This window comes from Pseudomonas sp. FP1742, assembly GCF_030687145.1.
Classification (GTDB): Bacteria; Pseudomonadota; Gammaproteobacteria; order Pseudomonadales; family Pseudomonadaceae; genus Aquipseudomonas; species Aquipseudomonas frederiksbergensis_D.
Genome location: NZ_CP117460.1, coordinates 101,350 through 121,662, shown reverse-complemented (window position 1 = coordinate 121,662; position 20,313 = coordinate 101,350). Strand labels below are relative to the sequence as shown.

Sequence of the window (20,313 nt, the reverse complement as noted above, 5' to 3'; positions counted from 1 at the left end):
AAGCAATTCGTGTGGGAACTTATGGAGCAGCTGATGTCGTCGATTAAGGAGGTGATCCAGCCGCAGGTTCCCCTACGGCTACCTTGTTACGACTTCACCCCAGTCATGAATCACACCGTGGTAACCGTCCTCCCGAAGGTTAGACTAGCTACTTCTGGTGCAACCCACTCCCATGGTGTGACGGGCGGTGTGTACAAGGCCCGGGAACGTATTCACCGCGACATTCTGATTCGCGATTACTAGCGATTCCGACTTCACGCAGTCGAGTTGCAGACTGCGATCCGGACTACGATCGGTTTTGTGGGATTAGCTCCACCTCGCGGCTTGGCAACCCTCTGTACCGACCATTGTAGCACGTGTGTAGCCCAGGCCGTAAGGGCCATGATGACTTGACGTCATCCCCACCTTCCTCCGGTTTGTCACCGGCAGTCTCCTTAGAGTGCCCACCATTACGTGCTGGTAACTAAGGACAAGGGTTGCGCTCGTTACGGGACTTAACCCAACATCTCACGACACGAGCTGACGACAGCCATGCAGCACCTGTCTCAATGTTCCCGAAGGCACCAATCCATCTCTGGAAAGTTCATTGGATGTCAAGGCCTGGTAAGGTTCTTCGCGTTGCTTCGAATTAAACCACATGCTCCACCGCTTGTGCGGGCCCCCGTCAATTCATTTGAGTTTTAACCTTGCGGCCGTACTCCCCAGGCGGTCAACTTAATGCGTTAGCTGCGCCACTAAGAGCTCAAGGCTCCCAACGGCTAGTTGACATCGTTTACGGCGTGGACTACCAGGGTATCTAATCCTGTTTGCTCCCCACGCTTTCGCACCTCAGTGTCAGTATCAGTCCAGGTGGTCGCCTTCGCCACTGGTGTTCCTTCCTATATCTACGCATTTCACCGCTACACAGGAAATTCCACCACCCTCTACCATACTCTAGCTCGACAGTTTTGAATGCAGTTCCCAGGTTGAGCCCGGGGATTTCACATCCAACTTAACGAACCACCTACGCGCGCTTTACGCCCAGTAATTCCGATTAACGCTTGCACCCTCTGTATTACCGCGGCTGCTGGCACAGAGTTAGCCGGTGCTTATTCTGTCGGTAACGTCAAAACAATTACGTATTAGGTAACTGCCCTTCCTCCCAACTTAAAGTGCTTTACAATCCGAAGACCTTCTTCACACACGCGGCATGGCTGGATCAGGCTTTCGCCCATTGTCCAATATTCCCCACTGCTGCCTCCCGTAGGAGTCTGGACCGTGTCTCAGTTCCAGTGTGACTGATCATCCTCTCAGACCAGTTACGGATCGTCGCCTTGGTGAGCCATTACCTCACCAACTAGCTAATCCGACCTAGGCTCATCTGATAGCGCAAGGCCCGAAGGTCCCCTGCTTTCTCCCGTAGGACGTATGCGGTATTAGCGTCCGTTTCCGAGCGTTATCCCCCACTACCAGGCAGATTCCTAGGCATTACTCACCCGTCCGCCGCTCGCCACCAGGTACAAGTACCCGTGCTGCCGCTCGACTTGCATGTGTTAGGCCTGCCGCCAGCGTTCAATCTGAGCCATGATCAAACTCTTCAGTTCAAACATCTTTGGGTTTTTAAGAAACCCTAAACTTGGCTCAGCAATCGTTGGTTACATCTTTGATTTCTCGCGGAGTAACTTGTGATGCTGATAATCTTGTTGACTATCAGTCTGACTCCACAAGCACCCACACGAATTGCTTGATTCAGTTGTTAAAGAGCGGTTGGTTAAGAGCTTTCGTCTCAACCGAGGCGCGCATTCTACAGCAGCCTCTGTTACTGTCAAGCGGTTATTTTTCGAAGTTTTCAAAGTTTCCTTTGCAACTTCAACCACTTGCGCTTCCGATCTCTCGTTAGCGGGAGGCGAATTCTACAGCGTTAGTCGCTGCTGTCAACACCTCTTTTTCTCCGCTTTCGACCGAGAAGATCGAACCGTCAATAAGGCGATAACACACTGCCTTACCAACTCCTTCCGGCCTCGATGAACTGAAGCGTAACCGCTGCCGAAAACTGCGTAACTCATTGTTTACCAAGGAGTTTTCCGTTTCGACTGCGCCGGAAGTGGGGCGAATTATAGACGTCCAGAATCTGCCGTCAACCTTTAATTTTGCGTTTCTATCAATAGCTTGCGGAAAGCCGGAAAACCGCCCACCTCCCGTCTATATAGGTAAGCAAAACCATCCCATCTATATAGAAGAGAACCTTAGAGGACCCCAGCCACTTTGAAAGCAGCCACTGTGTCGGCATCCAGGCCCAACACCCGTTGCAGAACCTCCAGCGTGTGCTCACCCAATAGAGGAGGTGCACTGCGGTATTCCACTGGCGTATTGGACAGGCGTATCGGGCTCGCAACCTGCGGAACTATCCCGGCCAAAACATGAGGCAGCTCAATGGCCAACCCACGCGCCTGAACCTGAGGATCGGCAAACACCTGGGCCAGATCATTGATCGGCCCACACGGCACGCCTGCTTGCTCAAGCTGCGCGACCCATTCAGCAGTGGTCTTGAACACGGTCGCCTGGCGGATCAGCGGAATCAATACCGCTCGATTGGCCACTCTCAGCTTGTTAGTCGCGAAACGTGGATCATCCGCCCACTGCGGCTGCCCAGCCACTTCTGCAAACTTGCGGAACTGACCATCATTACCCACGGTGAGAATGAAGTCGCCATCGGCCGTAGGAAAGTCCTGATAAGGCACAATATTCGGGTGAGCATTGCCCAGGCGTTTAGGCGCAATGCCTGTAGTCAGGTAGTTCATCGCCTGATTGGCCAGACAAGCCACCTGAACATCCAGCAAGGCCATATCAATGTGCTGACCGCCGCCCCCTTGATCCCGATGAGCCAGGGCCGCAAGGATTGCTACCGTTGAATAGAGGCCGGTCAAAATATCTGTCAGCGCCACGCCGACTTTCACCGGACCCGCCCCCTCATCCCCCTCGGGGCGACCGGTCAAACTCATCAGGCCGCCCAAGCCCTGAATCATGAAGTCATAACCTGCACGCTTGGCATACGGACCGGTTTGACCAAACCCGGTGATGGAGCAATAGATCAGCTTCGGATTAATGCCCTTGAGCGACTCGTAGTCCAACCCATAAGCCGCGAGACCTCCAACCTTGAAGTTCTCGATGAGGATGTCCGACTTTGCCGCCAACTCACGCACCAGCTGCTGCCCTTCGGGCCGCGTAAAGTCGATGGTCACCGATTGCTTATTGCGATTGGCGGACAAGTAATAGGCCGCCTCGCTGGTGTTCTCTCCATAGGCGTCCTTAAGGAACGGAGGCCCCCAGGCGCGCGTGTCATCGCCATTGCCCGGGCGCTCGACCTTGATGACTTCAGCGCCAAGGTCCGCCAGGATCTGCCCGGCCCAAGGCCCGGCGAGCACCCGCGATAAATCCAGTACCCGTAGATGCGAAAGCGCGCCCATGGCCGTTCTCCTATTAATAGAACGCCTGGATGCCGGTCTGCGCGCGACCGAGGATCAATGCATGGACATCGTGGGTACCTTCATAGGTATTCACCACTTCCAGGTTGACCAGGTGGCGAGCCACACCGAACTCATCGGAGATACCATTGCCACCCAGCATGTCGCGAGCCATGCGAGCGATGTCGAGGGACTTGCCGCAAGAGTTGCGCTTCATCATCGACGTGATCTCGACCGCAGCAGTGCCTTCATCTTTCATACGCCCCAGACGCAGGCAGCCTTGCAGCGCCAGAGTGATTTCGGTCTGCATGTCGGCCAGCTTCTTCTGAATCAACTGAGTGGCTGCCAATGGTCGACCAAACTGCTGACGATCAAGGGTGTACTGGCGAGCGGTATGCCAGCAGAACTCGGCGGCGCCCAGTGCGCCCCAGGAAATGCCGTACCGTGCCGAGTTAAGGCAGGTAAAAGGACCTTTCAAACCGCGGACATCCGGAAAGATGTTCTCCTCAGGGACAAATACGTTGTCCATGACGATCTCGCCGGTGATGGATGCGCGCAAGCCCACCTTGCCGTGAATCGCGGGAGCGCTCAGGCCTTTCCAGCCTTTCTCCAATACAAAGCCGCGAATATCGCCCGCATCGTCCTTGGCCCAAACCACGAAAACATCAGCGATCGGGCTGTTGGTGATCCACATCTTGCTGCCGGTGAGGCTATAGCCACCTTCCACTTTGCGTGCACGAGTGATCATCGCACCTGGATCGGAACCGTGGTTGGGCTCGGTCAGACCGAAGCAACCGATCCATTCGCCTGTAGCCAGTTTTGGCAGGTACTTCTGCTTTTGGGCTTCGGTACCGAATTCGTTGATCGGCACCATGACCAGCGAGGACTGCACGCTCATCATCGAGCGATAGCCGGAGTCGACACGCTCGACCTCACGGGCAATCAGGCCGTAGCTGACGTAGTTCAGGCCACTGCCACCGTATTGCTCTGGGATGGTCGCCCCCAGCAGACCCACTTCACCCATCTCACGGAAGATCGCCGGGTCAGTCTTCTCATGACGGAAAGCTTCGAGAACACGCGGTGCGAGCTTCTGCTGAGCGAATTGCTGAGCCGTATCGCGAATCATGCGTTCTTCTTCAGTGAGCTGTTGATCCAGCAGCAGGGGATCGATCCAGTTGAAGCTAGCTTTACCGCCCATGAGTGAGTCCTCTCGAATCGGGTCAAATAACGTGGATTGATCCTAGGCCCGGTTCGGCGTCACGGCAAACGAGGATTTTGCATAGTGTTGTGCTAATTTCTCACTTCGAAACATCGCAAAATAGCCTTTATGCGATGTATTAGTGAGGTTGACGTACATGCGCAGGAAGATTCCCAGTACAACGGCCCTGATCAGCTTTGAAGCTGCAGCACGCCACGAGAGTTTTACCAAGGCAGCCCTGGAGCTTTCTCTCACCCAGGGAGCGATTTGCCGACAGATCGCCAGCCTCGAGGAGTTCCTCAGCGTCGAATTGTTCCGACGCTCGCGGCGTGGAGTGAAACTGACGGAAGCCGGGCTTTCCTACAGCCGCCGGGTGGCCACCCAACTCGACGCGGTTGAACGGGACACCTTGTCGGTGATGGGCCAGCAAGGCGCCAACATGATCGAGCTGGCAGTGGTTCCGACCTTCGGCACTCAATGGCTGCTGCCCCGCCTCAAGGACTTTCAGCACAAACACCCGGAAGTGACGGTAAACCTCACCAACCGCACGCGTCCCTTTCTGTTTGCCGACACAGACTTCGATGCCGCGATCTATTTCGGTGACGCCGACTGGCCAGGTACCGAGTCCCACAGGCTAATGGGCGAAAACCCGATGCCGGTGTGCAGCCCCACACTGCTGGGCCAAAAAACGAAGCTGAGCCCCGGCGAAATCGCCGAGCTGCCGTTGCTGCAACAGACCACGCGCCCTTATGCCTGGCGCCAATGGTTCAACTCCCAGAACCTGAATATCCCGCGAGACATGACAGGACCGCGTTACGAGCTATTCTCCATGCTCGCCCAAGCGGCGATGCACGACATGGGGATCGCACTGATTCCACCGTTTCTGATTCAGCGCGAATTGGCGGAGAAGCGCCTGGTCATCGCCAATGCCCAAGCACTATCGAGCATTAAGGCCTATTACCTGATGATTCCCGAACGAAAGGTCGAATCCGCCTCTTTAAAAGCATTTCGCGATTGGCTGGTGAACCAGGCACACAGTTACAACCTAGAAGGATAAAGACCCACACCATTAACTGACTTCGTAGTCAGCAAAACAAAAGCACTACAGATGTAAGTATTTGTCGCATATTGACAGACTGTATCGACAAACAGCACAAACGTCCCACAAGCGTTTGAATACGTGGCTTTGAGCCTCTATTGGCAAACAATGACAACCTATTCACCGTACAGATGTGTAAATTCTTGAATTTTGGCGAAAATCCTTAGAAGCCACGGCCTGCAAGGGATTTAACCGGGCGGTGCGACATTCGGTCACGGGGTGACTTGTAGTTAATTTTCCGTCACCCGTCATAATCCCTTGAAGGGCACAAAGTTCGCCTGCAAAATGCCGCGCCCCGCCCTGATTTGGCGGGATCGTGCTGATCGGCCGCCCCAGCCGCACCATCCGAAGTGCCTGGGTTTACTCAATAAGATCACGCAGGAGATTTGACGTGCACATTGGTGTTCCTCTCGAAACCCAGACGGGTGAAACACGGGTTGCTGCAACCCCGGAAACCATCAAGAAGCTGATCGGCCAGGGTCATAAGGTCACTGTACAAAGCGGCGCCGGCATTAATGCCAGCGTTGTCGACAGTGCCTATGAAGCAGCAGGCGCAACCATTGGCAGCGCCAATGATGCGTTTGGTGCCGAGCTGATTCTCAAAGTGGTCGCCCCCAGCGACAGCGAACTGACGCTGATCAAGAGCGGCACCGTAGTGGTCGGCATGCTCAACCCGTTCAGCAATGAAACCATCGCCAAACTGGCCGAATGCGGCATTACCGCGTTTGCGCTGGAAGCTGCGCCACGCACCTCCCGCGCCCAGAGCCTGGATGTGCTGTCCTCCCAAGCGAACATCGCCGGTTATAAATCCGTGTTGCTGGCCGCTCACTACTACCCACGCTTCATGCCAATGCTGATGACTGCCGCGGGTACCGTGAAAGCGGCGCGCGTGCTGATTCTCGGCGCCGGCGTGGCCGGTTTGCAGGCGATCGCCACGGCGAAACGTCTGGGTGCAGTGATCGAGGCTTCCGATGTGCGTCCTGCGGTGAAGGAACAAATCGAATCCCTGGGTGCGAAATTCGTCGATGTGCCGTATGAAACCGATGAAGAGCGCGAATGCGCCGTCGGGGTTGGCGGTTATGCGCGCCCAATGCCGGCCAGCTGGATGCAGCGCCAAGCCTTGGCCGTACATGAGCGCGCCAAGCAGGCTGACATTGTCATCACTACTGCACTGATTCCGGGCCGCAAGGCGCCGACGCTGCTCAGCGCCGAAACCGTGGCGCAGATGAAGCCAGGCTCGGTGGTCATCGACCTCGCCGCAGCCCAGGGCGGCAACTGCCCGTTGACCGTGGCGGATCAGGTCGTGGTCTCCAATGGCGTGACCATTGTAGGCCCGACCAATCTGGCCGGCGCGGTCGCGGCAGACGCTTCGGCACTGTACGCGCGCAACCTGCTGGACTTCCTGAAGCTGGTCTTCAACAAAGAAGGCCAGTTCGAAGTGAACCTCGAAGACGACATCGTCGCCGCGTGCCTGATGTGCCGCGACGGCCAAGTCATCCGCAAAAACGCCTAAGCAGGGATTCAGACGATGGAAGAGCTTATCTCCCCCGGTATCTACAACCTGATCATCTTCGTGCTGGCGATTTATGTCGGTTATCACGTGGTCTGGAACGTTACACCTGCACTGCACACGCCGTTGATGGCGGTGACCAACGCCATTTCGGCGATTGTGATCGTCGGCGCCATGCTGGCGGCCGCTTTGACTGTGACGCCACTGGGCAAGACCATGGGCACCCTGGCGGTGGCCCTGGCAGCGGTGAACGTGTTCGGTGGTTTCCTGGTAACCCGCCGCATGCTTGAGATGTTCAAGAAAAAAGCCCCGAAAGCCGTAAAAGAAGAGGCGCCCAAGTAATGAGCATGAATCTGGTAACGACGCTGTACCTGATCGCGTCGATCTGCTTCATCCAGGCCCTCAAAGGCCTGTCGCACCCGACCACGTCGCGGCGCGGCAACGCGTACGGCATGCTCGGCATGGCCCTGGCGATCCTCACCACGATCGGCCTCATTTATAAGCTAGGAGCAGAGCTCGCTACAGCCGGCATCGGCTACGTCATCATCGGTTTGCTGGTCGGCGGCACTGCCGGTTCGATCATGGCCAAGCGCGTTGAAATGACCAAGATGCCGGAGCTGGTCGCTTTCATGCACAGCATGATCGGTATGGCCGCAGTGTTCATCGCTATCGCGGCAGTGGTCGAACCGCAGTCCCTGGGTATCGTTAAACATCTGGGAGATTCGATTCCGGCGGGCAACCGTCTGGAGCTGTTCCTCGGCGCGGCCATCGGTGCAATCACCTTCTCCGGTTCGGTGATCGCATTCGGCAAGCTGTCGGGCAAGTACAAGTTCCGCCTGTTCCAGGGCGCACCAGTACAGTTTAGCGGTCAACACAAGCTGAACCTGCTGTTGGGCCTGGCGACGCTGGCATTGGGCATCACCTTCATGCTGACCGGCAATCTCAGCGCGTTTGTTCTGATGCTGGCCCTGGCCTTCGTGATGGGTGTACTGATCATCATCCCGATCGGCGGCGCCGACATGCCCGTCGTGGTGTCGATGCTCAACAGTTACTCCGGCTGGGCGGCAGCGGGTATCGGCTTCTCGCTGAACAACTCGATGTTGATCATTGCCGGCTCGCTGGTGGGTTCGTCTGGTGCGATCCTCTCGTACATCATGTGCAAGGCGATGAACCGTTCATTCTTCAACGTGCTGCTCGGCGGTTTCGGCAACACCGCGGATGCTGCAGGCCCGGCGAGCTCCAAAGAAGCCCGTCCAGTGAAATCCGGTTCGGCTGACGACGCCACCTTCCTGCTCACCAACGCCGATACCGTGATCATCGTTCCAGGCTATGGCCTGGCGGTAGCTCGCGCGCAGCATGCGTTGAAAGAGCTGACCGAGAAGCTGACCCACCGCGGCGTGACGGTGAAGTATGCGATCCACCCGGTTGCCGGTCGCATGCCTGGCCACATGAACGTATTGCTGGCCGAGGCCGAAGTGCCTTACGACCAGGTGTTCGAGATGGAAGACATCAACTCCGAGTTCGGCCAGGCCGACGTGGTGCTGGTGCTCGGCGCCAACGACGTGGTGAACCCGGCAGCCAAGAACGACCCGAAATCGCCGATTGCCGGCATGCCGATTCTCGAAGCCTTCAAGGCCAAGACCATCATCGTCAACAAGCGCTCGATGGCCAGCGGCTATGCCGGCCTGGACAACGAGTTGTTCTATCTGGACAAAACCATGATGGTTTTCGGCGACGCGAAGAAAGTCATCGAGGACATGGTCAAAGCCGTCGAATAAACCCCTCGGCAATCTGAACGCCCCGACTCGTCGGGGCGTTTTTGTTTGTGTCTGTTACCGATCCGGTAATAGTGTTTTGTTTGAAAACACCGGAATAGACGGCTCGAATGCGACCTTGGTAGCGGGACGGGCGCCGCTCAAATTCACTAGACTGCGCTCCTTGCTTCCGTTTCCCGAGATAACAATTATGTACCGTGACCGTATTCGCTTGCCTTCATTGTTGGACAAGGTGATGAGCGCCGCCGACGCTGCCGCTCTGATTCAAGACGGGATGACCGTCGGTATGAGCGGCTTTACCCGAGCCGGCGAAGCCAAGGCTGTGCCTCATGCACTCGCCGAACGCGCCAAGGTCACGCCACTGAAAATAAGCTTGATGACCGGTGCCAGCCTGGGCAACGACCTCGACAAGCAATTGACTGAAGCTGGCGTACTGTCGCGGCGCATGCCGTTCCAGGTGGACAGCACCCTACGCAAAGCGATCAATGCCGGTGAAGTCATGTTCATCGACCAGCACCTGTCGGAAACCGTCGAACAACTGCGCAATCAGCAACTCAAGCTACCGGACATCGCGGTCATCGAAGCCGTGGCAATCACTGAGCAGGGCCATATCGTGCCCACTACCTCGGTAGGCAACTCGGCCAGCTTCGCGATTTTCGCCAAGCATGTGATTGTCGAGATCAACCTGGCGCACAACCCGAATCTCGAAGGCCTGCACGACATCTATATCCCCACCTACCGCCCGACCCGCACGCCGATTCCGCTGGTGAAGGTCGACGATCGCATTGGCAGCACCGCCATTCCTATCCCACCGGAAAAGATCGTGGCGATCGTGATCACCAATCAGTCTGACTCACCGTCTACCGTACTGCCGCCAGATGTGGACACCCAGGCCATCGCCGATCACCTCATCGACTTCTTCAAACAAGAAGTGGCTGCCGGGCGCATGACCAACAAGCTCGGCCCGCTGCAAGCCGGGATCGGCACCATCGCCAATTCGGTGATGTGCGGCTTGATCGACTCGCCATTTGAAGACCTGACCATGTACTCCGAAGTGTTGCAGGATTCGACATTCGATCTGATCGATGCCGGCAAGCTGAGCTTTGCTTCGGGCAGTTCGATCACCCTGTCTAGCCGGCGAAATGCCGATGTGTTCGGGAATCTGGAGCGCTATAAGGACAAGCTGGTGTTGCGCCCTCAGGAAATCTCCAATCACCCTGAAGTGGTACGACGCCTGGGCATCATCGGCATCAACACCGCGCTGGAATTCGACTTGTACGGCAACGTCAACTCCACCCACGTCTGCGGCACGCGGATGATGAATGGTATCGGCGGCTCAGGCGACTTTGCGCGCAATGCGCACCTGGCGATCTTTGTCACCAAGTCGATCGCCAAGGGCGGCGCCATTTCCAGCGTGGTCCCCATGGTCAGCCACGTCGATCACACCGAGCATGACGTCGATATCCTCGTGACCGAGATCGGCCTGGCCGACCTCCGTGGCCTGGCTCCGCGTGAGCGTGCCCGCGTCATCATCGACCACTGTGTTCACCCCGACTATCGCCCGGCCTTGAATGACTACTTCACCGCCGCTTGTGCAGTCGGCGGACACACCCCGCACATCCTGCGCGATGCCCTGAGTTGGCACATCAACCTGGAAGAAACCGGGCGCATGCTGGCGGTGTAATAGATCCAGATAACAGCTGACGCAAACACAGTTTCGTCAGCTCGCTATCGAAGAACCATTTTCAATCAAAAACTGTACTGCTGTACCGGTCTTTTCCTACCGAAATTGCCTACCTTTTTCATCAAAACACCAACAAATGCACTATATTGGTGCTCATAGGTACAGTTGCCTCAATTTTGACCAGTACACCATCGTTTAACAGTTAACTGGTCTCTCACAATACAGATGAACTGTATCTACAGTGACTGGCCAAACGAGAGGATCATTGGCATCAGTTAAACCACTACCTAATCCCGCCATAAGCGGAAGGATGTCAACCATGGAACGTACACTCAGTTCCGAACTGTTCTTCGAAGACACTGCTGCTAAAACCCAGGCTTCCCTGCCTCTGCGCGTTATCGCCAACCTGATGCTATGGCAGCGCCGCATCACCAGCCGCCATCAACTGGCTCGTCTGGATTCGCGTCTGCTGGCCGATGCCGGGATTAGCGAAGCACAACGCTACGAAGAGCTGAGCAAGCCGTTCTGGCGCTAAGTTAGCGTCGCTGGCTCTGACCCACCGGGTCCACCGCCAGCAACCCGAATTGAACAAACAAAACCCGTCGTGGGAAACCACGACGGGTTTTGTCGTTTTGGGCTTCATATCAAGGTCTACAGAGGAGATAACCATCAACAGGTACAGTTTGTAATTTACACATACTTAACCAGTACAATTTTATCTGCGCTTGCCTGTACCTGGAGGTGCAACGGGAGTCATCAGTGATCCCGACCCATTGGCGAAAGGACTGCCTGATGAAAAACTTACTAAATATTTCTGTCATCACGCCTCGCCCGGACAAACTGCGACGATTGCTAAAGGCGCTCACCGACAGCCTGGAAAGGGTCCGAACCCTGCGTTTACTGGCCCAACTCAACGATCAGCAGCTATCGGATCTGGGCATCAGTCGTTGCGACCGACTCAACGAATTGGACAAACCATTCTGGCGCCAGCTTTCTGCATGAACAGACGGGACTTTTCTAACCCATATGCTCGGGCCTAATATCCAGACAGAACGTGGCAAACGCTTTACGACAGGCGTCTGATTCTGTGCCACCTCTCAATCGGTTTATCCAAAGGAGTTACCTCATGTCCCGCCTTCGTCTGCTCAGCGCTGCCGCCCTGCTTGCCATGGCAGCCAATGCCCACGCCACCAGCTTTATCGTGACCACCGATTCCATTGTTGGTGGACTGAAGGCTTCCTCCGACGCGACTTCGGATGTTTCGTCCTCCTTTCGCGACGACAAAATCGTCCGTGCTGCCCGTGACGACGCCGCCAGCTTCGTCGCCAGTGAAGGCGCCATCCGTGGTGTGAAACTGGAAAGCGCACTTGACCATATCCGCCAACAGGCTCCGCAACTGAATGCGACCGACGCACAATTGGCCCAAGCCATCCTGACGATCTAAGCAACAGCTCTGACGCGCAAGCCATGTGGAAGGGGGCTTGCTCGCGAAGGCGTCAGCACATCCAACATTGATGGCGCCTGACACACTGCTTTCGCGAGCAAGCCCGCTCCCACAGGTGTCCCGATGTTTCGGCGCTGGCTCTGGTCCGGGCATTACGCTAGCCTTGAGACTCGCTTTCAGCTATCGAGTCTCATGCGTTTTCTTCCAAGCCTGTTGATCACTCCGGTTTTTCTCGCGGTCTGCTGGTCGGATACGGCGGATGCCTTCGACGCCTTCAACCTGTCTACCCAAGGCACCGTTGCCAGTGGTTACGCCACCAGCATGGTGACCTCCGCCCCCTTCGACCATAAACTGCTGATCGCCGCCCGGGATGACGCTGCAGCGTTCATTGCCAGTGACGGCCAACTACGAGGAGCACAACTGGAGTCCGCCCTGATTTACCTGCGTCGGGCCCAGCCAAAACTTCATGCCAGTGACCTTGAACTGGCACAGGCAATTCTCGTCCAATAGTTATCCCTTGTTCCTCCGGAGTCGTTCCATGCGTAGCCCACTGATTGCTGCCACCCTTGGCTTGCTGTTGTTGGCCGATGTGGCCCAGGCGCACACCCTGGTAGCCACCAGCAACATGATCATTCGCGCCACCCAGCGCACACTTGATTTCACCTCCGATACCACCACGTCCATTCGCGATTCGAAGATCGTCCGTGAAGCCCACGACGATGCAGCCAGTTTCGTCGCCACCAACGGTGAAATCCGTGGCGCACACCTGGAAGCGGCCTTCGGCACCTTGCGCACCCGCGTACCGGAAGCCCGCGATGCCAGTGATCAGGTTCTCGCCGAAGCCATCCTCGCACTGTGAAGTCACTAGGCACCTGGCTGCTGGCCGGGGTCGTGTTGCTGCTCGGCAACACGGCTCAGGCCAGCCTGCAATTACGACTCAAGACCGACGGCCTGAGCCCCGCGCAACAGCAGGCCAGTCAGGCGCTGCTCGATGAAGCCCTGCAGGCGTTACCGCCACGCTTCATCGAGCAACTGGACCGGCGCATCGATGTCGGCTGGACCGACAACATGCCAAGCAATGCCTATGGCCAGGCATCGCTGGTGTCCGAGCTCGACCTGAATCGCAATCTGCTCGCCAGCCTCACCGACGGCAGCGCCGCGACCAAAAAAACCTATCGTCCCCACGGCACCGTGCGCCAAGAAATGCTCGCCACGGTGTTGCACGAACTCACCCATATTTATGACCGCGCACGCCTGTGGCCAGACGCCGAGCGCACACTGATCCAGCGCTGCACGCAACGCAACAGCAGCTCCGGGCCGATCGGCATCCCGGATCAGTGCCGCGGGCAGACCGAACGACGCTGGACCCTCAGCGACGACCCTCGCCTGCTTGACCTCGCCGGCTGGCCGCAATACGTCGGGCGGCGCGGCGAGCGCGAACAGCACAACCGGCAGATTGCCCGCAGCCCGGACATTTACGAGACGAGTAGTCCGAAGGAGTTCGTCGCGGTCAACATGGAGTACTTCCTCCTCGACCCAAGCTATGCCTGCCGCCGCCCTGCGCTGTATCGCTACTACAAAGAACACTTCGGCTGGGCGCCTGCCGCCAAAGACACCTGCGCCCAATCATTCGCCTTCCTCAATGCGGGTAACGATTTCGCCAAGCAGCCCTTGGGTCAGGTCGATCCGGAGCGGGTGTATGCCGTCGACTATCTGCTGGCAGAAGCCAACCAGAACTGGGTCAGCCGCTGGGGCCACAGCATGCTGCGACTGGTGATCTGTGCACCGGGTCGGCCTCGCGGGCCGGACTGCCGCCTCGATCTGGACCAGCACCTGGTGCTGTCCTACCGCGCCTTCGTCGGCGATGTACAGCTGTCGAGCTGGGATGGGCTGGTGGGCAAATATCCGTCGCGACTGTTTGTTCTGCCGTTGGCCCAGGTAATCGACGAATACACCAAGACCGAACTGCGCAGTCTGGCCTCAGTGCCGCTGAACCTGTCGCGCAACGAGATCGAAGACGTGGTGGAACATGCCGCCGAGATGCACTGGAGTTACGACGGCAACTACTTCTTCCTGTCCAACAACTGCGCCGTGGAAAGCCTGAAGCTGCTGCGCAGTGGCAGCAATAATGCCCAACTGACAGGGCTCGACAGCATCATGCCCAATGGCCTGCTGGAAGTGCTCAAGGGCCGTGGGCTGGCAGACACCAGTGTGCTCGACGACCCTCGCGAAGCATTACGCCTGGGCTATCGCTTCGACTCCTTCCGCGATCGCTACCAAGCGATGTTCGAGGTGCTGAAAAAGCATTTGCCGATCAAGCAGGAAAAGGTCGAAGACTGGCTGGCATTGAAAGCGGATGAGCGCCGCAAATGGATTGACCAGGCTGACTTGCGCACCAGCGCGGCATTGCTGCTGCTGGAACAAGCCAGTTTTCGCCAACAAATAGTGTTGGCCCAGGACGAAGTGAAACAACGCTACCTGGGCGCTCGGGAGTTGAACAACGGCGGCATGGATAAAGCCAACGCGACCTTGCAGCAGATTCTCGCCAACAGCGGCTTCCTCAGCCGTCCGGCCGAACTGCTTGGCACTGGTGGTTATGGCTTGCCGCAGCCGAGCGAGTGGACGCGCCTGGAATCAGAAAGCAGCTTGCGCCAGAAACAGCTTCAAGCGCTGACCGGGGACCTCGACAAGGAAGTGCGGGCGCTACTCGATCCGAGCCGCGCTGCTGAAATGGCCGCCAACGAAGAGAACCTGAAACAGGTTGGCGAACATTTGAGAACGTTGCACAAGGCAGCGGGTGGATTGGAGCTGCCCTGAAAGCAAAAGATCGCAGCCTCCACCAGCTCCTACACGGGAATGCGGGCTGCCGCATCGAGTCCTTCCTCACCGCACATACAGCAAAAAGGGCTTCAGAACGTAGTCCTGAAGCCCTTTTTAGTCTGTGCGATGAGGCGCTAATTCCTCTGCATCAGGAACTTTACCCTCAGCTGACCCGCGCTTTACGCACGCCGTCGGACAAGGCCGCGCACAGACTGAGTACGCCCTCCACAGCCTGATCCGGCGTCGAGGCATTGGCGATGTGATCGATCAGCGCCGACCCCACCACCACACCATCGGCCAGACGTGCGATGGCCGCAGCCTGTTCCGGTGTGCGAATACCGAAGCCGATGCTGATCGGCAGATCGGTATGGCGACGCAGACGGGTGACGGCTTCTTCGACATGTTCCAGAGTCGCCGCGCCCGCACCGGTCACACCCGCCACCGATACGTAATAAACAAAACCGGAACTGCCGTTCAGAACGGTCGGCAGACGCACATCGTCAGTCGTTGGAGTGGTCAGACGGATGAAGTCCAGCCCCGCTGCCTGCGCCGGGTCGCACAATTCAGCGTTATGCTCCGGCGGCATGTCGACCACGATCAGGCCATCGACACCGGCCTCTTTGGCTTCGGCGATGAAACGCGGCACGCCGTACATGTGAATCGGGTTGAAGTAACCCATCAGCACCAGCGGCGTCTCGCTGTTGCCTTCGCGGAACTCGCGAACCATTTGCAGGGTTTTCGCCAGGTTCTGCTTGGCACCCAAGGCACGAATGTTGGCCAGTTGAATCGCCGGACCATCGGCCATCGGATCGGTGAAAGGCATGCCCAACTCGATCACGTCGGCACCCGCACCGGGCAAGCCTTTGAGGATCGCCAGGGACGTGTCATAGCTCGGGTCGCCGGCGGTCACGAAGGTCACCAGGGCGGCACGGTTCTGTTCCTTGAGTTCGGCAAAGCGCGTTTGCAGGCGGCTCATCAGTGTTTCTCCTGCTTGGATTGCTCTTGTTGAGAGTGTTCCATGTGGTGCATCACAGTTTGCATGTCTTTGTCGCCACGGCCGGACAGGTTGACCACCATCAGGTGATCTTTGGGCAGGGTCGGTGCGCGCTTGAATACTTCGGCCAAGGCATGGGCGCTTTCCAGTGCAGGAATAATCCCTTCCAGGCGGCAGCATTTGTGGAATGCATCGAGGGCTTCGTCGTCGGTCACCGAGGTGTACTGGGCGCGGCCGATGTCATGCAACCAGGCGTGTTCCGGGCCAATGCCCGGATAGTCGAGGCCGGCAGAAATCGAGTGGGCGTCGATGATCTGGCCGTCATCGTCCTGCAACAGGAACGTACGGTTGCCGTGCAGCACGCCCGGTACGCCGCCGTTCAGGCTGGCCGCGTGCTTGCCGGTTTCGATGCCATAACCGGCCGCTTCGACGCCAATGATCTCGACGCTCTTGTCATCGAGGAACGGGTGGAACAAGCCCATGGCGTTGGAACCACCGCCGATGCACGCCACCAGGCTGTCGGGCAGACGACCTTCCTGGGCTTGCAACTGCTCGCGGGTTTCCTTGCCGATAACGGACTGGAAGTCGCGAACCATGGCCGGGTACGGATGCGGGCCGGCCACGGTGCCGATCAGGTAGAAAGTGCTGTCGACGTTGGTCACCCAGTCACGCAGGGCTTCGTTCATTGCGTCCTTGAGGGTGCCGGTGCCAGCGACCACCGGGATCACTTCGGCGCCCAGCAGCTTCATGCGGAACACGTTGGCTTGCTGACGCTCGATGTCGGTGGTGCCCATATAGATCACGCAATCGAGGCCGAAACGCGCGGCCACGGTGGCGGTCGCCACGCCGTGCATGCCGGCGCCGGTCTCAGCGATGATGCGTTTCTTGCCCATGCGCCGCGCCAGCAGGATCTGGCCGATGCAGTTGTTGATCTTGTGCGCGCCGGTGTGGTTCAGCTCTTCACGCTTGAGGTAAATCTTCGCGCCACCGCAGAACTCTGTCAGGCGCTCGGCGAAATACAGTGGGCTTGGACGTCCGACATAATCACGCTGGAAGTAGGCCAATTCTTCTTTGAATGCCGGATCTTCCTTGGCCGCTTCGTATTCGCGAGCCAGATCGAGGATCAACGGCATCAGGGTTTCGGCGACGTAACGGCCACCGAACGCGCCGAACAGGCCGTTGGCGTCGGGGCCGTTGCGCAGATTAGTCTGGGTCATGGGTCGCTCCAGTTGTATTCGAGAGGTGACGATGGGGTTCACTCTACCCCTGACGTCCTACGCTGAAAACCGATAAGATCGCCACAACCTGTCAGGAAAACTCACAGATACCATGAGCCATGACCTCCCCCCGTTGAACGCTCTTCGTGCCTTCGAAGCCACGGCCCGCCTGAACAGCGTCAGCCAGGCCGCCGAACAGCTGCACGTCACTCATGGCGCGGTCAGCCGGCAACTCAAGGTGCTGGAGGAGCACCTCGGCGTGAGTCTGTTCACCAAGGATGGACGCGGCTTGAAACTCACAGATGCCGGTATTCGCTTACGCGATGTCAGCGGCGAAGCCTTCGAGCGCTTGCGTAGCGTTTGCGCCGAATTGACCCAAAGCACCGCCGATGCGCCGTTCGTGCTCGGTTGCTCGGGCAGCCTGCTGGCACGCTGGTTCATTCCGCGTCTGGGGCGACTCAATGCGGACCTGCCGGATCTGCGCTTGCACCTGTCGGCTGGCGAAGGCGATCTCGACCCTCGGCGGCCCGGCCTGGACGCCTTGCTGGTGTTTGCCGAGCCGCCATGGCCGGCAGACATGCAGGTCTATGAATTGGCCAGCGAACGCATCGGCCCGGTCATGAGCCCGCGATTCGTCGGCTACGAAAGGCTGCAAAACGCACCGGCAAATGCACTGTTGACCGAACCCTTGCTGCACACCACCTCACGGCCGCAAGCCTGGCCGAGTTGGGCACAGCAAAGCGGCCTCGACGCCAAGGCGCTGAAGTACGGTCAGGGTTTCGAGCATTTGTATTATCTACTGGAGGCGGCAGTGGCCGGGCTCGGCGTGGCCATCGCACCCGAGCCGCTGGTGGCCGAAGACTTGAAGGCCGGTCGCCTGGTTGCGCCATGGGGCTTCCGTGAAACCCCGGCGCAACTGGCGTTGTGGCTACCCAAGCGCGCCGCCGACGGGCGCGCTCGGCAACTGGCGCAATGGCTTAAAAACGAACTGCGCCAGACACCTTAATGACCGCGCCTGACCAATAAGTAGGCCGCAAGAAGGCCCAATGCACCGACGGCGACACCGGCTGTAGTCCAAGGATGTTCCTGAGCGTAGTCACGTGTTGCGATCCCGGTTTCGCGGGTTTTGACCTTGACCTCTTCGTAGGCATCGGCGAGCAGGTGGCGCGAATGTTTCAGCGCGTTCTCGGCGTTGCTTTTCAGCGTTTTCAGGGTTTTACGCGACTCGTCCGAGGCGTCGTCCTTCAGGCTTTCCAACGATTTAAGCAGACTCTCGATCTCGGCTTCCATGCTTTGCAATGAGGCTTTGCGTAACGAGGTGTTGGCCATGATGGCTCTCCTGCATTGTTGATGAGTGGCGTGTGTTGGTTGGGACTTCAGGGGTTCGAGAAAGTGCAGTAAATCTGAACTTAAGCCGAGGATTGGTCGACAGAAGTAATCAGAAAAATCACTGCTAGGCTGTATTTCACACCTCAAGGAGAACGCCATGACTGACCATCACACCTACAAAAAAGTCGAGCTGGTCGGCTCGTCTACCTCCAGCATCGAAGACGCCATCAACAACGCCCTGGCCGAGGCCAGTAAAAGCCTCAAGTACATGGAATGGTTTGAAGTGACCGAAACTCGCGGGCACATCAAGGACGGCAAAGCGGCGCACTTTCAGGTAACGCTTAAAGTCGGATTCCGGATAGCCAGCAGCTGAGTTTGAGCCAGTCTTCTGAACTTGCGCGCCGGCCTAATGCCATAGGGAATGGCAAAGCGCTGCATGGTGAGCGCATCCGGTCGATCGCCGGATGCCCTCACCCTATTGATCCGACCAGGGAGTGCAACCCATGAAGAAGTTTATTTTGGCGGTAGGTTTGTTGAGCCTTGCGGGAACAGCCTTTGCCCAAGGCAAGTCGTGCGACGCGCTGAAAGCCGAAATCGCAGCGAAACTCGATGCCAGGGGTGTTTCCAATTACACACTGGAGATCATCGACAAAGGCGCTGCCGCTGACGGAAAAGTCGTCGGCACCTGTGAAAAAGGCTCCAGGCAAATCGTCTACAAGCAGGGCTGACCGTCCTCGAAAATGAAAAAGCCGACGCAATGGCGTCGGCTTTTTTGTGGGTGCGGTTTGCGCCTCAGCCCTTCATGACCTGTGCCAGCAATTCATAAGAGTGCAGGCGATCGGCATGTTCGTACAGGTCACAGGTAAAAATCAGTTCATCCGCCTGGGTCTGTTCGATCAGCACCTCAAGCTTGGCGCGGATTTTCTGCGGACTGCCGACCATGGCCAGCCCCAGGAAATCACCGACCGCTTCTTTCTCATGGGGCAGCCACAAGCCGTCCATGGTCTTCACTGGCGGGCGTTGCACCAGGCTCTGGCCACGCATCAATGCGAGAATCCGCTGGTAGACCGAAGTGGCCAGGTAATCGGCCTGCTCGTCGGTGTCTGCGGCCACCAGTGGCACACCGAGCATCACGTAAGGCTTATCCAATACGGCTGAAGGCTTGAAGTGGTTGCGGTAGACGCGAATCGCCTCATGCATGAAGCGCGGTGCGAAATGTGAGGCGAAGGCGTAAGGCAAACCGCGCTCACCGGCCAGCTGAGCACTGAACAGGCTCGAACCCAGCAACCAGACCGGGACATTGGTGCCGGTGCCCGGCATGGCAATGATCCGCTGATCCGGTGTACGCGGGCCGAGGTAGCGCATCAGTTCAGCTACGTCTTCCGGGAAGTCGTCGGCACTGCCGGAACGCTCACGGCGCAAGGCACGGGCGGTCATCTGGTCGGAGCCGGGTGCGCGACCCAGGCCCAGGTCGATCCGGCCTGGATACAGGCTTTCAAGGGTGCCGAACTGCTCGGCGATCACCAGCGGCGCATGGTTGGGCAGCATCACGCCTCCCGAACCGACGCGAATGGTCGAAGTGCCGCCGGCCAGATAGCCCAGCAGGACCGAGGTCGCCGAACTGGCGATCCCGTCCATATTGTGGTGTTCGGCGACCCAGAAGCGGTTGTAGCCGAATTTTTCGACGTGCTGGGCCAGGTCCAGGGAATTGCGTAGAGATTGGGCCGCACTGCCGTTCTCACGCACGGGCACCAGGTCGAGGGTCGAAAACTTGATCTCAGACAGTCGTTTCATAAACCT

General features: G+C 57.8%; 20 protein-coding genes and 1 rRNA gene. 14 read left to right on the top strand and 7 right to left on the bottom strand.

Going from position 1 to position 20,313, the window contains the following annotated elements:
* Positions 1-44: 44 nt before the first annotated feature.
* From PSH64_RS00580 to PSH64_RS00570, 3 genes are all read right to left on the bottom strand, one after another.
* Positions 45-1,583: ribosomal RNA gene (locus PSH64_RS00580) — 16S ribosomal RNA — on the bottom strand.
* 642 nt (positions 1,584-2,225) lie between these two features.
* Positions 2,226-3,446, bottom strand: a complete 1,221-nt coding sequence (locus PSH64_RS00575; protein WP_305479579.1) for a CaiB/BaiF CoA-transferase family protein — start codon at positions 3,444-3,446, stop codon at positions 2,226-2,228.
* Positions 3,447-3,459: 13 nt separating this feature from the next.
* Complete coding sequence (locus PSH64_RS00570; RefSeq protein WP_105342770.1) at positions 3,460-4,641, bottom strand: acyl-CoA dehydrogenase; 1,182 nt, start codon at positions 4,639-4,641, stop codon at positions 3,460-3,462.
* Between the two features lie 157 nt (positions 4,642-4,798).
* On the opposite strand from PSH64_RS00570, the gene PSH64_RS00565 reads away from it, so the two are divergent.
* From PSH64_RS00565 to PSH64_RS00515, 11 genes are all read left to right on the top strand, one after another.
* Positions 4,799-5,698 (top strand): LysR family transcriptional regulator, encoded by a 900-nt coding sequence (locus PSH64_RS00565; protein WP_305479578.1) that lies wholly within the window; start codon positions 4,799-4,801, stop codon positions 5,696-5,698.
* Positions 5,699-6,131: 433 nt separating this feature from the next.
* On the top strand, positions 6,132-7,253 hold the full coding sequence (locus PSH64_RS00560; protein WP_007940761.1) for a Re/Si-specific NAD(P)(+) transhydrogenase subunit alpha: 1,122 nt from the start codon (positions 6,132-6,134) through the stop codon (positions 7,251-7,253).
* 15 nt (positions 7,254-7,268) lie between these two features.
* Positions 7,269-7,592 (top strand): NAD(P) transhydrogenase subunit alpha, encoded by a 324-nt coding sequence (locus tag PSH64_RS00555; protein WP_003187010.1) that lies wholly within the window; start codon positions 7,269-7,271, stop codon positions 7,590-7,592.
* Positions 7,592-9,028 (top strand): NAD(P)(+) transhydrogenase (Re/Si-specific) subunit beta, encoded by a 1,437-nt coding sequence (locus tag PSH64_RS00550; RefSeq protein WP_305479576.1) that lies wholly within the window; start codon positions 7,592-7,594, stop codon positions 9,026-9,028. The genes PSH64_RS00555 and PSH64_RS00550 overlap by 1 nt, the downstream gene beginning before the upstream one ends.
* A gap of 187 nt (positions 9,029-9,215) precedes the next feature.
* Positions 9,216-10,709, top strand: coding sequence for an acetyl-CoA hydrolase/transferase family protein (locus tag PSH64_RS00545; RefSeq protein ID WP_105342762.1), 1,494 nt, complete (start codon positions 9,216-9,218; stop codon positions 10,707-10,709).
* Between the two features lie 319 nt (positions 10,710-11,028).
* Complete coding sequence (locus PSH64_RS00540; RefSeq protein WP_008018491.1) at positions 11,029-11,244, top strand: DUF1127 domain-containing protein; 216 nt, start codon at positions 11,029-11,031, stop codon at positions 11,242-11,244.
* Between the two features lie 257 nt (positions 11,245-11,501).
* Entirely contained in the window at positions 11,502-11,711 is a 210-nt protein-coding gene (locus PSH64_RS00535) for a DUF1127 domain-containing protein (protein ID WP_105342760.1), read from the top strand.
* A gap of 124 nt (positions 11,712-11,835) precedes the next feature.
* Entirely contained in the window at positions 11,836-12,153 is a 318-nt protein-coding gene (locus tag PSH64_RS00530) for a DUF2388 domain-containing protein (RefSeq protein WP_105342757.1), read from the top strand.
* Positions 12,154-12,345: 192 nt separating this feature from the next.
* Positions 12,346-12,663 carry a DUF2388 domain-containing protein gene (locus tag PSH64_RS00525; protein ID WP_105342755.1) on the top strand — a complete coding sequence of 106 codons (318 nt, stop codon included), beginning with the start codon at positions 12,346-12,348 and terminating at the stop codon, positions 12,661-12,663.
* A 28-nt stretch (positions 12,664-12,691) separates the two neighbouring features.
* Positions 12,692-13,012, top strand: a complete 321-nt coding sequence (locus PSH64_RS00520; protein WP_105342753.1) for a DUF2388 domain-containing protein — start codon at positions 12,692-12,694, stop codon at positions 13,010-13,012.
* Entirely contained in the window at positions 13,009-14,970 is a 1,962-nt protein-coding gene (locus PSH64_RS00515) for a DUF4105 domain-containing protein (RefSeq protein WP_305479575.1), read from the top strand. The genes PSH64_RS00520 and PSH64_RS00515 overlap by 4 nt, the downstream gene beginning before the upstream one ends.
* Positions 14,971-15,136: 166 nt before the next feature.
* Here PSH64_RS00515 and trpA read toward each other — a convergent pair whose 3' ends face one another.
* Together trpA and trpB are read right to left on the bottom strand one after the other, a co-directional pair.
* Positions 15,137-15,949: a tryptophan synthase subunit alpha gene (trpA, locus tag PSH64_RS00510; protein WP_105342748.1), complete on the bottom strand. Its 813-nt coding sequence runs from the start codon at positions 15,947-15,949 to the stop codon at positions 15,137-15,139.
* Positions 15,949-17,184 (bottom strand): tryptophan synthase subunit beta, encoded by a 1,236-nt coding sequence (trpB, locus tag PSH64_RS00505; RefSeq protein WP_105342746.1) that lies wholly within the window; start codon positions 17,182-17,184, stop codon positions 15,949-15,951. The genes trpA and trpB overlap by 1 nt, the downstream gene beginning before the upstream one ends.
* A gap of 112 nt (positions 17,185-17,296) precedes the next feature.
* On the opposite strand from trpB, the gene PSH64_RS00500 reads away from it, so the two are divergent.
* Complete coding sequence (locus tag PSH64_RS00500; RefSeq protein WP_105342743.1) at positions 17,297-18,190, top strand: LysR family transcriptional regulator; 894 nt, start codon at positions 17,297-17,299, stop codon at positions 18,188-18,190.
* On the opposite strand, the gene PSH64_RS00495 is transcribed toward PSH64_RS00500, so the two are convergent.
* Positions 18,187-18,513, bottom strand: coding sequence for a YqjD family protein (locus tag PSH64_RS00495; protein WP_105342741.1), 327 nt, complete (start codon positions 18,511-18,513; stop codon positions 18,187-18,189). The genes PSH64_RS00500 and PSH64_RS00495 overlap by 4 nt on opposite strands.
* 157 nt (positions 18,514-18,670) lie before the next feature.
* Here PSH64_RS00495 and PSH64_RS00490 point away from each other — a divergent pair, with 157 nt between their 5' ends.
* Positions 18,671-18,886, top strand: a complete 216-nt coding sequence (locus PSH64_RS00490) for a dodecin (protein ID WP_008027736.1) — start codon at positions 18,671-18,673, stop codon at positions 18,884-18,886.
* Positions 18,887-19,016: 130 nt separating this feature from the next.
* Complete coding sequence (locus PSH64_RS00485; RefSeq protein WP_105342739.1) at positions 19,017-19,241, top strand: DUF1161 domain-containing protein; 225 nt, start codon at positions 19,017-19,019, stop codon at positions 19,239-19,241.
* A 64-nt stretch (positions 19,242-19,305) separates the two neighbouring features.
* On the opposite strand, the gene PSH64_RS00480 is transcribed toward PSH64_RS00485, so the two are convergent.
* Positions 19,306-20,307 (bottom strand): LLM class flavin-dependent oxidoreductase, encoded by a 1,002-nt coding sequence (locus tag PSH64_RS00480; protein WP_105342737.1) that lies wholly within the window; start codon positions 20,305-20,307, stop codon positions 19,306-19,308.
* Between the last annotated feature and the right edge of the window lie 6 nt (positions 20,308-20,313).

Bases quoted from the DNA above. Each gene is read 5' to 3' on its own strand.
- PSH64_RS00495 (WP_105342741.1), bottom strand. From the start codon at position 18,513: ATGGCCAACACCTCGTTACGCAAAGCCTCATTGCAAAGCATGGAAGCC.
- PSH64_RS00565 (WP_305479578.1), top strand. From the start codon at position 4,799: ATGCGCAGGAAGATTCCCAGTACAACGGCCCTGATCAGCTTTGAAGCT.
- PSH64_RS00555 (WP_003187010.1), top strand. From the start codon at position 7,269: ATGGAAGAGCTTATCTCCCCCGGTATCTACAACCTGATCATCTTCGTG.
- PSH64_RS00500 (WP_105342743.1), top strand. From the start codon at position 17,297: ATGAGCCATGACCTCCCCCCGTTGAACGCTCTTCGTGCCTTCGAAGCC.
- PSH64_RS00530 (WP_105342757.1), top strand. From the start codon at position 11,836: ATGTCCCGCCTTCGTCTGCTCAGCGCTGCCGCCCTGCTTGCCATGGCA.
- PSH64_RS00520 (WP_105342753.1), top strand. From the start codon at position 12,692: ATGCGTAGCCCACTGATTGCTGCCACCCTTGGCTTGCTGTTGTTGGCC.
- trpB (WP_105342746.1), bottom strand. From the start codon at position 17,184: ATGACCCAGACTAATCTGCGCAACGGCCCCGACGCCAACGGCCTGTTC.
- PSH64_RS00490 (WP_008027736.1), top strand. From the start codon at position 18,671: ATGACTGACCATCACACCTACAAAAAAGTCGAGCTGGTCGGCTCGTCT.
- PSH64_RS00550 (WP_305479576.1), top strand. From the start codon at position 7,592: ATGAGCATGAATCTGGTAACGACGCTGTACCTGATCGCGTCGATCTGC.
- PSH64_RS00570 (WP_105342770.1), bottom strand. From the start codon at position 4,641: ATGGGCGGTAAAGCTAGCTTCAACTGGATCGATCCCCTGCTGCTGGAT.
- PSH64_RS00525 (WP_105342755.1), top strand. From the start codon at position 12,346: ATGCGTTTTCTTCCAAGCCTGTTGATCACTCCGGTTTTTCTCGCGGTC.
- PSH64_RS00485 (WP_105342739.1), top strand. From the start codon at position 19,017: ATGAAGAAGTTTATTTTGGCGGTAGGTTTGTTGAGCCTTGCGGGAACA.
- PSH64_RS00480 (WP_105342737.1), bottom strand. From the start codon at position 20,307: ATGAAACGACTGTCTGAGATCAAGTTTTCGACCCTCGACCTGGTGCCC.
- PSH64_RS00575 (WP_305479579.1), bottom strand. From the start codon at position 3,446: ATGGGCGCGCTTTCGCATCTACGGGTACTGGATTTATCGCGGGTGCTC.
- trpA (WP_105342748.1), bottom strand. From the start codon at position 15,949: ATGAGCCGCCTGCAAACGCGCTTTGCCGAACTCAAGGAACAGAACCGT.
- PSH64_RS00540 (WP_008018491.1), top strand. From the start codon at position 11,029: ATGGAACGTACACTCAGTTCCGAACTGTTCTTCGAAGACACTGCTGCT.
- PSH64_RS00535 (WP_105342760.1), top strand. From the start codon at position 11,502: ATGAAAAACTTACTAAATATTTCTGTCATCACGCCTCGCCCGGACAAA.
- PSH64_RS00545 (WP_105342762.1), top strand. From the start codon at position 9,216: ATGTACCGTGACCGTATTCGCTTGCCTTCATTGTTGGACAAGGTGATG.